The 14,877-nt window shown below is 46.5% G+C and carries 16 protein-coding genes; 2 read left to right on the forward strand and 14 right to left on the reverse strand.

The window, feature by feature from the left end; genetic code table 11:
• Positions 1–62 precede the first annotated feature (62 nt).
• Positions 63–455 (forward strand): 8-oxo-dGTP diphosphatase MutT, encoded by a 393-nt coding sequence (gene mutT, locus OO184_RS06620; RefSeq protein ID WP_265378489.1) that lies wholly within the window; start codon positions 63–65, stop codon positions 453–455.
• A 37-nt stretch (positions 456–492) separates the two neighbouring features.
• Here the strand turns inward: mutT and yacG are convergent, their stop codons facing one another.
• The 7 genes from yacG to nadC form a co-directional block, all read right to left on the reverse strand.
• A complete protein-coding gene (gene yacG, locus OO184_RS06625; protein ID WP_265378490.1) occupies positions 493–690 on the reverse strand; it encodes a DNA gyrase inhibitor YacG in 198 nt (65 codons plus the stop codon).
• Positions 691–720: 30 nt separating this feature from the next.
• Positions 721–1,473, reverse strand: a complete 753-nt coding sequence (zapD, locus tag OO184_RS06630; RefSeq protein WP_088373318.1) for a cell division protein ZapD — start codon at positions 1,471–1,473, stop codon at positions 721–723.
• A complete protein-coding gene (gene coaE / locus OO184_RS06635) occupies positions 1,466–2,089 on the reverse strand; it encodes a dephospho-CoA kinase (RefSeq protein WP_265378491.1) in 624 nt (207 codons plus the stop codon). The genes zapD and coaE overlap by 8 nt, the downstream gene beginning before the upstream one ends.
• 91 nt (positions 2,090–2,180) lie before the next feature.
• Entirely contained in the window at positions 2,181–3,380 is a 1,200-nt protein-coding gene (hofC, locus tag OO184_RS06640) for a protein transport protein HofC (RefSeq protein WP_265378492.1), read from the reverse strand.
• A 2-nt stretch (positions 3,381–3,382) separates the two neighbouring features.
• Complete coding sequence (gene gspE / locus OO184_RS06645) at positions 3,383–4,825, reverse strand: type II secretion system protein GspE (protein WP_265378493.1); 1,443 nt, start codon at positions 4,823–4,825, stop codon at positions 3,383–3,385.
• Between the two features lie 166 nt (positions 4,826–4,991).
• Positions 4,992–5,414: a prepilin peptidase-dependent pilin gene (gene ppdD, locus OO184_RS06650; protein WP_265378494.1), complete on the reverse strand. Its 423-nt coding sequence runs from the start codon at positions 5,412–5,414 to the stop codon at positions 4,992–4,994.
• A gap of 222 nt (positions 5,415–5,636) precedes the next feature.
• Positions 5,637–6,527: a carboxylating nicotinate-nucleotide diphosphorylase gene (gene nadC / locus OO184_RS06655; protein ID WP_265378495.1), complete on the reverse strand. Its 891-nt coding sequence runs from the start codon at positions 6,525–6,527 to the stop codon at positions 5,637–5,639.
• A gap of 380 nt (positions 6,528–6,907) precedes the next feature.
• Between nadC and ampE the strand changes: the two genes are divergently transcribed.
• On the forward strand, positions 6,908–7,762 hold the full coding sequence (gene ampE, locus OO184_RS06660) for a beta-lactamase regulator AmpE (RefSeq protein WP_265378496.1): 855 nt from the start codon (positions 6,908–6,910) through the stop codon (positions 7,760–7,762).
• Between the two features lie 102 nt (positions 7,763–7,864).
• Here the strand turns inward: ampE and OO184_RS06665 are convergent, their stop codons facing one another.
• From OO184_RS06665 to OO184_RS06695, 7 genes are all read right to left on the reverse strand, one after another.
• Positions 7,865–9,184 carry a hypothetical protein gene (locus OO184_RS06665; RefSeq protein ID WP_265378497.1) on the reverse strand — a complete coding sequence of 440 codons (1,320 nt, stop codon included), beginning with the start codon at positions 9,182–9,184 and terminating at the stop codon, positions 7,865–7,867.
• Positions 9,168–11,810, reverse strand: a complete 2,643-nt coding sequence (locus OO184_RS06670) for a fimbria/pilus outer membrane usher protein (protein WP_265378498.1) — start codon at positions 11,808–11,810, stop codon at positions 9,168–9,170. Before OO184_RS06670 ends, OO184_RS06665 begins: the two co-directional genes overlap by 17 nt.
• Before the next feature lie 82 nt (positions 11,811–11,892).
• Entirely contained in the window at positions 11,893–12,558 is a 666-nt protein-coding gene (locus OO184_RS06675) for a fimbrial biogenesis chaperone (RefSeq protein WP_265378538.1), read from the reverse strand.
• Positions 12,536–12,658 carry a hypothetical protein gene (locus tag OO184_RS06680; RefSeq protein ID WP_265378540.1) on the reverse strand — a complete coding sequence of 41 codons (123 nt, stop codon included), beginning with the start codon at positions 12,656–12,658 and terminating at the stop codon, positions 12,536–12,538. The genes OO184_RS06675 and OO184_RS06680 overlap by 23 nt, the downstream gene beginning before the upstream one ends.
• A gap of 62 nt (positions 12,659–12,720) precedes the next feature.
• Entirely contained in the window at positions 12,721–13,386 is a 666-nt protein-coding gene (locus OO184_RS06685; RefSeq protein WP_265378499.1) for a fimbrial biogenesis chaperone, read from the reverse strand.
• A 102-nt stretch (positions 13,387–13,488) separates the two neighbouring features.
• The gene (locus OO184_RS06690; RefSeq protein WP_265378500.1) at positions 13,489–14,064 is read right to left on the reverse strand and encodes a fimbrial protein; all 576 of its coding nucleotides are present in this window, start codon (positions 14,062–14,064) and stop codon (positions 13,489–13,491) included.
• The gene (locus tag OO184_RS06695) at positions 14,064–14,783 is read right to left on the reverse strand and encodes a fimbrial biogenesis chaperone (RefSeq protein WP_265378501.1); all 720 of its coding nucleotides are present in this window, start codon (positions 14,781–14,783) and stop codon (positions 14,064–14,066) included. The genes OO184_RS06690 and OO184_RS06695 overlap by 1 nt, the downstream gene beginning before the upstream one ends.
• Positions 14,784–14,877 lie beyond the last annotated feature (94 nt).

A 14,877-nucleotide genomic window follows, 5' to 3' on the forward strand; every position in this document is an offset into this window, starting at 1 on the left:
TTAATGGATATAACTTTTGGTTGTAAGCAATCAAAAAGAATAGATGAAGAAGTAAGAGTAATATGAAAAAGAAACATCTGCATATAGCCGCTGGTATTATTAGAAATGCGCAACATGAAATTTTTATTACTCAGCGTCATGCTGATGCTCATATGGGTGGTTTCTGGGAATTCCCAGGCGGGAAAGTTGAGAAAGAGGAAACGCCTGAACAGGCTTTACTACGTGAGTTACAGGAAGAGATTGGTATTGCCGTTACTCATTATGAGCTGGTAAAAACGGTTGAACATGATTTTCCTGACAGGTTGATTACCCTGTATTTCTTCTTGGTGGATGGATGGGAAAACGAACCTTTTGGTAAAGAAGGGCAGCTTTCTCGGTGGGTATTACAGAAAGATTTAATTGCTGATGAATTCCCGCCAGCTAATCGCAGCATTGTTGCATTACTTACCGCTTGAGTTGTCAATAGCCGCATTATAATAACGCGGCTATTTCTTATTGCTCAGGTTGTTCACTCCAATCGTCGCTATCGGAGTTTTCACTTTGGCTTGGTATCCGTTTCTCTTCACTTGCCCACTCGCCTAAGTCAATTAATTGACAGCGCTTACTACAAAATGGGCGGTGTGGGCTTATTTCTCCCCAAACCACGGTCTTACTGCATGTTGGACATTCAATGGTTAATAATTCAGACATAATAATTTTCCTGATAATTAGTTCGTAATATTAGCAGCATGCCAATTCAAATGGTAAATGAGCAGGCACGAAGCCTTTTTCACTATCCAATGGTAAAAAACGGATAGCAAACCGGGTCTTATGACCAGAAATTTGAGGAAACAGTAAAGGTTTTAGTGGTAAACGTAACCTCAGTAAATCTGCGCCTTCTGCTGTGTTCTGATGAAAACCGTTTTTACTGATTTCTGAACGGAAAATAGCAGATTGACGGATGAGTTCTAAAATACTTTCCAGGGCTTGTTGGAGAGGCAGCAAACTATCAATCCAGAATGCAACCATTTTATCTCTTTCTGATTGTGGTAAGTGAAGCCATAAATGTAGGGTGGGTAGATCAAAACCACAGCATCCACTTGGAATACTGAGACGCTGGCGCACCATACTGATAATTTTATCTTCTTTCAGGGATTGTCCTAACCGTGGTGCTTTACTTAATGCGATAGCTCGCTCTTTCAATTTTAATCTGAAACTATTGACAATATTAATATCAACATCGGGTATTTCAGCCCATTGTTTTAATTTGGCCTGTTGGCGTTCTAATTCTTTTAGCAATTCTGAACGTACTTCCCCCCGTTCTAGCACTTCAAGTAGCTCAGTCACTGTGCGGAAAAAGGCGAGGCTGCTTGCTAGTGAGTTTAAATGGCGTTGACTGGTGAGTTGTTGCAGAGAAGATTCAATTCTCAACCATGCTCGCATTTTTTCATTCAGTGGGTGTTCAAAAATGATTGTAGAAGTTGTGTCACTCATCATGATTATCCTGTCTGGCTGAACCAGCTAATCTTAAATATTGTTGATGTAGTTCGGCAACACGAGGAGCAATTGCCTGTACATTATCATGATTTGAGATAATGTCATCGGCATAAGCCAGCCTCTCGCTACGGGATACTTGGGCAGCCAAAATATTTTCAACCTGTTGGTTGCTAATACCATCACGAGTGGCTACCCGGCGGATTTGTAATTCAGGTGAAACGTCAACGACTAGAATCCGATCTGCCAGATGTCCCAAATTATTTTCGACTAATAATGGAATAACCCAAATAACATAAGGTGCAGTTATCTGTTTTAATTGTCGCTGGGTTTCTTGATGTATTAGAGGGTGAAGAAGTTGATTAACCCACTGTTTCTCTTGTTTGTTTGTGAATATTTTCTGGCGTAACAGTGCTCGGTTAAGGCTGCCATCGGGTGTCAATATGTCATGACCAAAGTGTTCTGTTATGGCTTGTAGAGCCGGCGTTCCAGGAGCAACGACTTCTCTGGCAATAATATCTGCATCGACAAGAGGAACACCAAGAGCTGCAAAAGCATTGGCGATTGTGGTTTTACCGCTGCCAATCCCACCTGTGAGTGCAATAATATAAGTCATCCTATCCCTTAATATTACTTGATACTATTTTAGGATTGTAACCGAAAGGAGGCAGATGACCTAGAGACAAAGCTATGGAATTATTTTTACTTTAGGTAAGTATCGTACCTAGCTGAAAAATGGGTAAATACATTGCGAGCAATAGTGTACCGACAATGATCGCTATTATGACTATAAGTATTGGTTCTAGTAACTGGGTCATATTATCAGAAATTTCCAATGCTTGTTGTTGGTACCAGTTAGCGAGATTTCCTAATAATAGTTCCAGATTGCCAGATTCTTCGCCAACACTGACAAACTGTTGACACAGAGCAGGAAAACAAGATTGTTGTTTCAGTGTTTCGCTCATTGGTATCCCTTGATTAATTTGAGCTCGTAAGAATTTAGTCGCTTGCAGAAATACCGGATGATTTATTGATGCAATAGCACTATCTAACCCTGCGGTGAGTGTCAGGCCGGCTTTTTGTGTCATAAACAGGATATGGAAAAGTTGCCCTAATTGCTGGCAACTAATTAATTTTGCAATAACGGGTAAACGTAACATTAGATTTTTTTCACGAGTGATCCATATTGTATGACGTTGACGTAATTGTAGGTAAAATAGAAGCAATATAATTAATCCAATAACACCATAGCTACCATACTGAATTAGCCAGTTGGAAGTTATTAATAAACTGCGGGTAAGCAGGGGAAGTTGTGCATCAAATGAATGATAAATATGTTCAAATTCGGGTAAAACAAAAACAAGCATTAATAAAATAATGATGCCGGCAACGACGGTAATAATCAGAGGGTAACGCAATGCTTTTGCTATTTTCTTCTGTAATTTATCTTGTTGCTCCTGTTGTTTAACCAATAATTGACAGCAGACTTCTAATTGCCCGGTTAATTCTCCAACAGTAATAAGTTGACAAAATAAAGGCGGAAATAGAAATGGATAATTTTTTAATGAGGAGGAAAATGACTCTCCACGGGTAATTTTTTTGCTAATATCTAATAATACACAGTGCCATAGTGAGTGATCACATTCGCGAATAAGAATATTGAGACAATTTAGCAATGGCATTCCTGATGATAATAGTGTTGCCAATTGACGAATAAAATTCAGACGATAGGCAATTTGTTGTTGATGATAAAATATCAATTTTTCACATTTTATATTATAAGGTTGCAACCCAGAATGAATAAGCTGCTGATATAAATCTTTCCGGCTATCACATAGTGATTTCCCTTTTGATATTTCGCCTTTGTTGTTCACTGCTTGCCAATTATAAAGATAATGAATTTTCATTATTACTCCTGACCAGTGACTTGATAAACTTCTTCTAATGTAGTGATACCTTGTTCCACTAATAAAATACCAGATGAAAGTAAAGTCTCTTTTCTTTGAGATGTAATGGTTTTTTGTGTATTTTGAGAGTTCTGTTCTGATAATATTTGTTGAATATCATCCGTTATTTCTAAAAACTCATAGATAGCTGTTCGACCATAATAACCGGAAAAACAGTGTTCACAGCCAACGGCCAGCCATTGCTTAATAAATAGAGAATTATTTTCAGTATTAATAATGGTTTCTTCTGTTTGTTGTTTACGACAATGAAGACATAATTTTCTAACAAGCCGTTGGGCGATAATTAATTTGATACAAGAAGCCGCCATATAACCTGAAATACCCAAATTTTGTAGGCGGGATAATGTATCTATGGTTGAATTAGTATGCAATGTAGAAAGGACCAGATGACCTGTTTGTGCCGCTTTTACTGAAATTTCCGCTGTTTCGCTATCACGTATTTCTCCCACCATAATGACATCAGGATCTTGGCGTAACAGTGCCCGTAATACTTTGGCAAAATTGAGGTCGATTTTGCTGTTAGTTTGTGTCTGGTTAACGCCGTTCAGTGGGATTTCTACTGGGTCTTCTACACTGCAAATATTCTTTTTATTCTGATTCAGATGTTGTAAACAGCTATATAAAGTCACGGTTTTTCCGCTACCTGTCGGGCCAGTGACTAAAATCATTCCTTGTGGTAATGCGAGTTTTTGTCGAAGCTGATTTAATAATGGATTAGGAATACCTAGTTGATCTAACGACAATTGTTGCATTGTATTTAATATCCTCAGTACAACTTTCTCTCCATGTATTGTCGGCAAAGTTGCCATACGGATAGCATAATTGTGTCGGGTGTCAGACCAATCAAATTGTCCATCTTGAGGTAGCCGTTTTTCAGCAATATTCAATTTGGCCATTATTTTAAGGCGTGCGGCAATGCTTGCGCTCATTTGAGAAGATGGCGAAGACAAGGGGTGTAATGCGCCATCAACCCGGATACGAATACGATAACCTTGTTGGAATGGTTCAAAATGAATATCGGATGCGCGTCGTTGAATTGCAGTTAATAAAGTTTGATTAATAAGTTGAATAACGGGCGCATCATTTTCATCTGTATTGGTATCAACTATAAGTGGTAATAACGCGGATTCTTCCTCTGGTACACGACTCAGCGAAGTATTTTGATGTAATATTGATTCTATCCTTGCCAGTGGCCAAATTTCCACATTAACGATACTCCCAGAAATAAAGCGTAATGCTGATAATAAATCATCATTAGGCAATTCGCTGCTGGCGATTGTTATCGTATTATCATCTTTTTTTATTACAACAGATTGGTGGCGTTGACAAATATCATGGATTTCTCTTTCCATCAATGTGTTTTCTGCTGTTGAAAGTGAGTTCATCGTTGCTTCCTGTATAAATATATATTGATATAACCGTTATCTTTCAAGTTGCCTCTTTGTTGGCTGCATTCACTCACCCCGGTCACATCGTTATCTATGCTTCCGGGGATTCGCTCCCTTGCCGTCGCGATGCATCTTGAAATCCATAGGGTATAAGAGTAATGAATTAAAATTCAAATAGTTCCTGACAACGGCTCTTTAATGAATTGTTTGCTGATTCACATTTAATATTCCATTTAATTAAACCTGTTTGTGTATTTAGTATCGGCTTTAATATAACACTGAGGTTTTTAAGACTCTGTTTCCCGTTAATGGTAACTTCCCCATTTTTAACTGAAATGTTTTCGATATATCTGCTGTTATGTTCTTTGGGGATTGACATTGCTCCTGCATTGCAACCATTAAAATCTTCAATTTCAAAACCGCAAAGTTCTATACCTGATTTATAAGGTACAATATTTTGTAGTATATCTGTTAAAGCGGCTTTCTGGATATACCCTTGATAACTGGGAATGCCAATAGCACTTAAGATGGAAATGATAGCAATAGCAACCATAATCTCCATTAAAGTAAATCCTTGTTGTCGCATATTTTTTCTCCGTGTTGTGGTATTGCGATATATACCCATTACCATCGGGTATAGAGAATGAAGGAAAGAGAAAAAAATAAAACAGGATATATGGAGGTTATGGAATTGACTCGAAAAAATATTTTTGGATTGCAAGGTTTGCAAAAATATTTACGGTGGTGTTCGCAAATTTTCTAGCTACCAATTGCTGATTTACACCACCATCAATATTATTATTGCTAATTACTGAAAGCGCATGGAGAGATCTAATGCTTTAATATGTTTAGTGAGCGCTCCAACAGAAATAAAGTCGATGCCTGTTTCAGCATAGCTGCGTAGAGTATCCAGGGTGATATTACCGGATACTTCTAAAGCGACTTTACCTGATGTGATAGCGACGGCTTCTTTCATCATTGGAATAGTAAAATTATCTAGCATAATAATATCAACATGAGCTTTTAGTGCCAGAATGAGTTCATCTAGAGTTTCTACTTCGATTTCAACAGGGATGCCAGGATGAGAATAACGAGCTTTATCTACTGCCTGTTTAATAGAGCCATTGGCAATAATATGGTTTTCTTTGATCAGGAAAGCGTCGAATAATCCAAGGCGGTGATTATTACCACCTCCGCAAAGTACAGCATATTTTAGGGCTGTGCGTAATCCTGGTAAAGTTTTGCGGGTATCAAGTAACTGAGTTTTTAAGCCGGCAAGACGGTGAACATAATGACTGGTTTCCGTTGCGACACCAGAGAGAGTCTGAATAAAGTTAAGAGCGGTGCGTTCACCAGTTAATAATATCTGTGCTGGGCCTCGTAATATGCAAAGTTTTTGGTTGGCTGTAATTGTATCACTATCTTTGACTAACCATTCAATGGAGATTTGGTCGCCTAATTGAGTAAAGACTTCATTCAGCCATTGTTGTCCACAGAAAATGCCATCTTCCCGAGTGATAATGACTGCGGTGGCTTGTTTATCTGCGGGAATTAATTGGCCGGTAATATCAGCAGTGAAATTTGTATTTCCGCCCAGATCTTCTTTTAGTGCTAGGGTTACGCTGGCAGGAATGTCGTTCTGCAAGTGCTCCATAAGAACGGCACGGCGCTGATCTGTATTGTAATTTTGTTTTGTCATTAAAAAGCTCCAGAGGTGATAACAATATTGATGGTTTGAACATGCTACCCTGTTGCGTAGTGAACAACTACTATCTTGGTTTTGTTATCTAGATTTAGTACGAGCTTTGTTGTATTGACACAATGATTTATACCCAATGGATTTCAAGATGCATCGCGACGGCAAGGGAGCGAATCCCCGGGAGCATAGATAACTATGTGACTGGGGTGAGTGAATGCAGCCAACAAAGAGGCAACTTGAAAGATAACGGGTATACAGGCAGACCCGGATGTAAAAGGGCATATCACTGGTTAAAGTGACGTTGCTTCGGAAAGAAAAATTGATCTGGGGCTTTATTTCGATTGGACACATTACCAGCAATTGTTGCAGGAGCAGAAAGAATGACTCTCTTTATACTGTTGTTAGTGTTGGCATGGGAACGGGTTTTTAAAATGGGTGACCATTGGCAATTGGAGCACCGTCTTGAGCCATTGTTTACCAATTTGAAGTCTTTTTCGTTATGGAAAAGCCTTTTAATGACGTTAGTAGTCATGATGATTACATGGACGTTGATTGAAATATTAAATGATTTTATGTTCGGTATTTTTGAACTGGTTTTATGGGTATTCATTTGTTTGCTGTGCATCGGGGCAGGGCGCTTACGGCATGATTATCGTGAATATTTTCGTACTGTTCATCAGGATAACAGGGAACAACAAAGAGAATATCTTACGCGTCTCGCAATTATTCATGGTTTACCTTCTGATGCCAGCAAAGAGAATATGTTGCGAGAGATACAAAATGCGTTGCTATGGATAAATTTTCGCTATTATCTGGCGCCGATTTTTTGGTTGATTGTGGCGGGTGAATTAGGGCCGGTTGCTTTAATGGGATATTGTTTCTTAAGAGCTTATCAGGGATGGTTGGCACAATATGGTACGCCGGTTCAGCGAGCTCAATCTGGCGTTGATGGCTTGTTGCATTGGTTGGATTGGATTCCCGTTCGTCTGGCTGGCGTTACTTATGCTTTATTAGGGCATGGTGAACGAGCTTTACCGGCGTGGGTTGCTTCTCTTAGTGATTTAAGAACCTCACAATATAAAGTGCTCTGTCAGCTTGCTCAGTTTTCATTAAGTCGCGAACCTCATCTTGATTCAATTCAAACGCCTATTGCAGCAGTGATATTGGCGAAAAAAGTGACTTTCTCTATCATCGTTGTTGTTGCCTTACTGACAATTTATGGGGCATTGGTTTGATTCGTTGGCTTAATGACTCTGATTGGTTCGGGTTTTATTCATCCCTTTAGCTATTAGAGCCGGTTTATGCAGCGCCGACTGGCGCTGCAACAATCGCAATAACTAAGCAGAAGGTTCGATGAAATTAACATCCGACCAGACTGAAATAACAGCGACAGCCTGGGCTAGTCCTCCGGCGCCATCCGCCTTCATCAGAATGGGTACAACGGATACTTGCGTTGATGCCGTATAGCTATCGTCCCCTCGCTTAACGTATCTCGCGTTTTCTCCTGAACCTCGGTGCCCGGTACTGAGTGATAAGGGGTTATTGGCAGAATCGAAGAACGCAAAGGCGACCTGATCTATTGACGAGGCCAGCGCATTCGGTTTACCCGGCACAAATGGCCCATCAATTCGGTAGAGTAGGCGTGAATGTTGAAAGACCTCGTCATCGCCGGAACAGGTGCTGTTTATCCCTATTTGCCTGGCTGATTCCAGTGGATCTCCCGCTTTTTTACCGGCTCTCTTCACTGTTCCCCAATTCACCGATGGCGGGGTAAGGACAACGGCACAGGTGGACGGCTTTTTAACGGATGAGAGGATGACGGTGGTCCACAGGGGTTTCAGCATGCCGTTAGGCCCCGATATTGCCGCTGGAGTCCAGCCGATCGAGCCCACTGACAAATGACTTCCCCCCGGTTTTGCATTGAAATTGCCGTCACTGTCCGGGTAAATCGCCCCGGTCACCGTGCGAACGCTGATATCAACCAGACCGTTAGCATCCGGGACGCAAGGAAGGTTCACGCCGCTATTCCCGGTTGCCAGATTGGCGGTGTGGTAAGTATTGGCTGAACCATGCGTCTGGCAAGAGAGTGAAGATTGCCCGATATCGACGGTAAAGTCACCGGTTCGACCTACTCGGGTGCTACTCGGTGACGACGAAGAGAGTAATGGGCTGGCGCCCGATCCCACGGTGTAGGCCATAAACTGCGTTCCGGCAGGGACACGACAGGTTGTCGACCAATCCAGCGGGCCGCTGGTGGTATAACCCACTATTTCATCACGTGAATAATCCCGCTTATCTTTGTTGTTTGGCGCCATTGCATAACCGGTGACATTGCGAACCATATGCACCAATTCAGCCTCACAGTCCTGATAAGTCTCTGTTGCCTGGAGTGGCAAAGCGGTGAATAAAAAGAGCAGTGATACTCCCAGGCCCATAAGGGTTGGGACCGGGTTTTCGACATGACTGCCCCACAAACGTTCAGTATTTAACATCCTTCTTCTCTCCAAATTATTCATCTGTTCAAATCGCGGGTCTAACTTCCGGGGATAACCGCTCTTTTGGCTGTGTTCCGGAGGCAAACGCGAGACAGGTGATGTTTTACCGGGCGCGCAGGTCAAGCTGCCCATATGAAGGTCACGCTTATAGACATACGGCATCGGCCTGCACCAGTTGTCCGGGGGTATCGGACGACACCTGATAACGGGTGGTGCATTGTTGATTTGCCCCGTTTCCCCATTTGACTTTCACATGACCGGCGGGCGGCATGCCGCTCAGATAAACCCGGCCGTTATCGCCCACAATGCCGCCGCCGGCCTGAGCCGCGTTACCTGCTAGCGTTGCCGTGGCGCCAAAGGGCACGGGTTTGCCATGATGTGTCAAAGTCAACAGCAACTGGCTGCCTAAGCGCACCTGATAATTGGCCAGCGTCACCGCCCCTTTTGTCGGGTAAACGTTCTTACTGGTCTGGTCAATATCAACCCCGTCCGGCAGTGTGGACGGATCTAGATTGATGGTGTTTTTATGGTAGACCGATCCGCCCGGCAGGACGGCGTAGCCGCGCCAGTCGGTCTGGACGTTGCCGTTACTGACCGTCACCCCTTTTGCGCCGGGCGCGCGGACTAACACCGCTTCATCACCTAATGAGCGTGATAGCGTCATGCCGTAAGGATGGATCAGGAGGGCGCCGGAAGTTCCGTAGGTGAAATGATGGCTATTGGCGCTGTCGTTGTAACCCAGATTAACGCTGCCCTGGCTGCCCTGATAACCCAGAGACAAAGACCGGCTGTTTTGCTGGCCGCTGTGTCCCCAGCCTTGCTGGAGGTTATAATTCAGGCGGTTATCCCATAACGTGCCGCTGATGCCGGTCTGTTGAGTAGTGTGACCCTGCGAGTCGCGCGAGGCGGTATAGCGGGTGTAAACGCCCTGTAATGCCGACGATGATCCAAAAAGACTGAGCGGGATCTGCATATTCAATGACAACTGGCGGTTCTCCGGCCAGTGGCCCTCGCCTTTTATACGAGAAATGTTATAACTCAGGTTATAGCTGATCCCCATCAACATGGCGTTGTAACCCAGACTCAGATTGTTGTCGGTACGGCCATTCCAGTAATCGTTGCGCGTCCCGGAGGCATAAAGACTGCCCCAGCGTCCCAGTGTCTGACGTAGATTGACCTGCAAGGTGCTTTGACGTCGGTCAAGCGCCCACGGGACCTGATATTCATTCAGGCTGTATCCCATGCTGTTAACATCACTGAAACTGTAGTAATGCTGAGTGGAATAGCGGTAGGCGGCCAAATCAATGCCGGTCCCGGTACTGATCAAGTTCTTGGAGTATTTCACCCGATAAGATTGGCCCTGTTGCTGGTTATCCTCCTGCCCTTTAACCCCTTGTAACTGGGCGCGGGCAAACGTCGCATCCGCAGACAGAGCGCCAAAAACCCCCAGTGACACGCCCGAGCCTAATACCCCCGACTGGTAGTTGCCGGCGACCAGCCCGCCGCCGTACAGTGTGATATTGTGCGGCAGGCCATAAACCAGCGTGCCTAGCGCAAATACCGGGGAACGGCTGCCATCGGTGAGGTTACCGCCGTGATATTGACCGGTCGTCAACTCATATTTAATGCCGCCGGGTCGCTGCATCACAGGAACAGACGAAGCAGCGAGGGTGGAGACCCGGGTACTGCCATCTTCCTCTTTGATGGTGACCGTCAGGTCGCCCGCGCCCCCGGTAGTGTACAGATCGTTGAAACGAAACGGCCCCGGCGCTACCGTGGTTTGATAGACGGTATAACCATTCTGGGAGACGGTCACCTGCGCATTGGAGTTTGCCACCCCGGTTATCTCCGGGGCGAAACCGCGCTGACTGTCAGGCAACATAGCCTCCTCAGAAGCCAGTTTCATGCCGCGAAACGGGATGCTGTCAAAAATGTCCCCGCCGGTATAGGTTTCACCCGCGGTGAGCTCACTGCGTAGTGACTGGATATCACGTTGCAGGTAGGTATTACTCACCTGCCATTGGGTCTGTGCCGGCATGGAAAAACCGGCGGGCCCCTCGTTGCGTTGACGGTTGTAACTGTAAGTTTGCGTGCTGCGCAGACGCCACGGGCCCAGATTCAACCCATTGCGAAAAGAGGCGAACAGATTGCGGGAGCGTGATCCGCCGCCGACTCCCTGACCGTCATAACGCCCTTCTGAACCGTTAACGGTGTAGTTCATCAAAAAGGCCGGAATGCCGTTATCCCACAGTGACGGATCGACCATCCCGGAATGATGAGGCTGCATGGCGATCTGAGGGACACTCAGATCCAGACGTAAACGGGCGAAATCCAGAGTTGCGCGGGCCTGCGGGATCTGTTTCGTCAGATCGGTAATGAGGCTGTCGTTCGTTTTTCCCTTAAAAGCCGGTAACCCGCGAACATTGACCCCATATTCTTCTAGCTGCGCAACCGTTAATACCGGTTGAAGATGGTTGTTAATCAGCCTGAATTCAATCTCGCGGTTGTCCACCTTATTCTGATTTATGTAGACATCGACCAGATAGCGTCCCGGTGCGACATACCCCGCGGTTTCATACGCCGAGAGATCGACATGACTGCGTTCACCGTCAGCGCCCATCAGGAAAGCCGGATTAAAGTATTCCCGCGCCGAGGCGGGCAGAGCCGTTGCCGTCAGTGAACACAGCAGACATAGGTACACCGGGCGGGGCCGGAAACTGCCCGGTTGACCGGACGCACGTTGGTTACCCGCCCGCAGCGCAGACGGAAATAAAATGTTTATTGCCATAGCTCATCTCTGCTTCTAATTAAGCTTATGCTGTTAATCTTGAGGTCACTTTGCCGGTACACCGTCCGCAGATGCGGCGGGTTTATAACGGGACGTGGCGATCCTGACTGTCACCGGGAAAACGCCAGACCAGCAGGCCCGGTGTCCCGGCAGTAAACGAATGGGTTTGAAACAAATAGGTTTGTATGCCTTTCGGCGGCACCATCGTTTGGCGTGTGTGGTTATCCGCGTGTTGTGCGCCTATTTTCAGGACAGAAAAAGTCAGAAAATAGGGCGTGGGATTTTCCACCCGCAATTGCGTTCCCTGAAGGGAAAATTTCACCTGTTTAGCCACCGTGGCGTTATCCCGGGCGGGGACGCCCTGAGGACGATAAAACAGCCGAATATTCATCTGTAAGGCGACTTGCACTTGCGAATGCTGGCCGGTTTGGCGCTCAGATGCGCCTGTGTCCGGTATAGCGACGCCCGGGATAGATCGCAGCGAGACGACAAAGGCCGATTCCCGATCCTGCGGCAACTGCCCGCCAAGCTGGCGAATACGGAACAAAAATTTCCCACCGGCTTCGACCCGCTTTAACGGCGGCAGGACAACAAAAGGGGGAACTTGCCCGGTTTTGGTGTCAAAGCGACCGGTATCGGGGTCCATCGGGCTGACAAATCCCTGTACCAGATAGCCTTGTTCGGTGTGATTCGTCATGCTGAGGGTCACTCCGCCCGGGCTATCTTTAGCCACATACGATAACTGCATCGGGGAGAACGATAACCCCTGATTCTCCGCCGCCTGCGCCTTTAACAGGCCCCCTAGCAGCAGGGCGAAACAGAAGGGGTAAATCATTGATCCACCGCATGCTCGCCCATTTCCGTTACTGATTCTCTTCACTTTCCACCTCTGGAGAAAACACGGGCGAATTTAACGCGCCACTTTGGCGGTAAACAGGTTTGAAGCCCCGCCGTAATCATTAATCATCGACCAGCTCACCGATTTTTTGCCCTCCTGTCCGACATAGGTCACACAATCTTGCGGCGCTATCATGGAGGGATAGCGGTTCAGATCGAGCGCCTGTCCGTCCAGCGTCAGGCTGTCCAGCGACAGGAAATACGGGGTGGGATTGCACGCCTTTATGCCATCGGGTTGCGACTGAAAGCGAAGCTGTCCATACGCCTTTTCCGGAAACATCGGCAGGCCATGCGGTCGCCAGAAAAACTTGATCCGCATCCCCACGCTCATCGACATCTGATCCTGAACCGGCTCATCCGTTACCGGCTGAGTTGCGGGGATGGCGTTCATCTGCACATATCCAAGCGATTCCCGATCCATCGGAAAGGAAGGCCGGTTAAACGTCGGCAAAATACGCAGGCTGTTCTGACTGTTGGCCTCCAGCCTGAACAGCGGCGGTGTTACCACAAACGCCGGTGCGGCTTTCTCCTGATTTCCCGTGATTCTTACCTGCACCAGCCACGCCTGAGATGTGGTGTTGACCACCGTCAGCGTTTGCGCCCGTTCCCCCTGGCTAAAAATCACCCGGGTTTTATTCAGGCTGATACCGGCTGCCTGACAAGGTTCTGTTCCAGTCATGCCTAACCCCAGCCAGAATAGTAGCGGCGCCAGCCTGTACCGCGTTGGGCGTGCCCGACTTGTTTCCACAACGCCTCCTGAAATCGGTTACCCGAGCTACGCTCAGTGATAGTCAAATTGAAATTGAATGTGCGCGGTCAATTCACCGGGGGTCGGTACAGCCGCGCCGGATTCATGTCGCATATCCATCTGGAAGGTGATTTGACTGTCTTTGGCGGCGCTACCCAGTGATGCCAAATCCACATAATCGCCATTTTTCAGGTAGCTCCCCAGTCCGCCTCCCGGCGCTTGATAGCGCAGGCCAAATCCCACATTGCCCGCTACCGTGGAAGCCTTATCCCGAAATAACGTCGGGTAGTCTTCTGATGTGGAACCGGCTATTTTAATGGCCGGGGTACGGCCCGTGCGGGCTGATCCGGCACAACCTGACAACGCCAGCGTAATAGGTTTGCTGCTCACAGAATCAATGTGTCCCGCACTGTTTTGCACCTCGGTGAGTGGTACGGATGAAAATTTCACAGTGGAAGATGTCTGTACATTAAGCTCACAGGTTGGCTGCTCCAGCGTCAATGCTAGCGTTAGCTCTGCTGTATTGGAGCTCGCTCCCCCAGACAGGGGGGCGGTACAGAACAGACTGGCCAGGGTTGTCTGTCTGATAAGGGTCCACGGTTTTAACATTACGGTATCTCCCCCTGATAGGATGATTCTCCGCCAAGGTCATTAATTACTGTCCAGCTCACTTTGGCCGGGTAATGTGCCCCTTTGAGCGGTAAAGCCAGAGCAGAGAAGGGGGATACCATGTTCTCCTTTTGTTGCTTCGTCATCAGCTCCTGTCCGCCCACTTTCAGGGAGGTAAAAGTGATGTAATAGGGTGACGGGTTGGTGACCGTTATCCCCTCGGCTGTCGGTTTGAAATGCAGGGTGCCAAACCCTTTTTCGGCAGAAATCGGTAGCCCTTGTGGGCGGTACATCAGTTTAATCGTGTTGGCCAGAGCAATCTGTACGCCCCCGGTAATCTGCTTACCGGCGGGATTGTCGGATTCAGGACTTAACGGGATGGCCTGCGCGGTAAACCAGAACAGGGATTCTCGGTCGGCGGGTAGTGCCTGTCCGGTTTTGATGATGCGCACCTGATTCTGGCTGCCTGGTTCCATACGAAACAGAGGTGGCGTCACCACAAACGGTGCGATTTTGCTCCCCTCAGGGGTAGAACTGACCGTCACCTGCATCAGATAGACGGCCTCTTTACTGCTATTACGTAGCGAAGCGGTTGCAGCGTGGCTGTCCGCCCGGTATATAATGCGGGTGGCATTGATCCCCACCCCTTCCGCTTGTGCGGAAGAGATAGGGCAGCCTAACAGACCGGCCACCATCATCGTTGTAATCAATCTTTTCACTGAGTCACCTGAATGTGTCTGGTTTGGTGTTGCGTCAGCAAGAATTGGACTTCCTTGTCCAATTCGATTGCTATGATGCCCTTAGCACTTGATG

It is taken from the genome of Photorhabdus aballayi (assembly GCF_026153155.1).
Taxonomy (GTDB): Bacteria; Pseudomonadota; Gammaproteobacteria; order Enterobacterales; family Enterobacteriaceae; genus Photorhabdus; species Photorhabdus luminescens.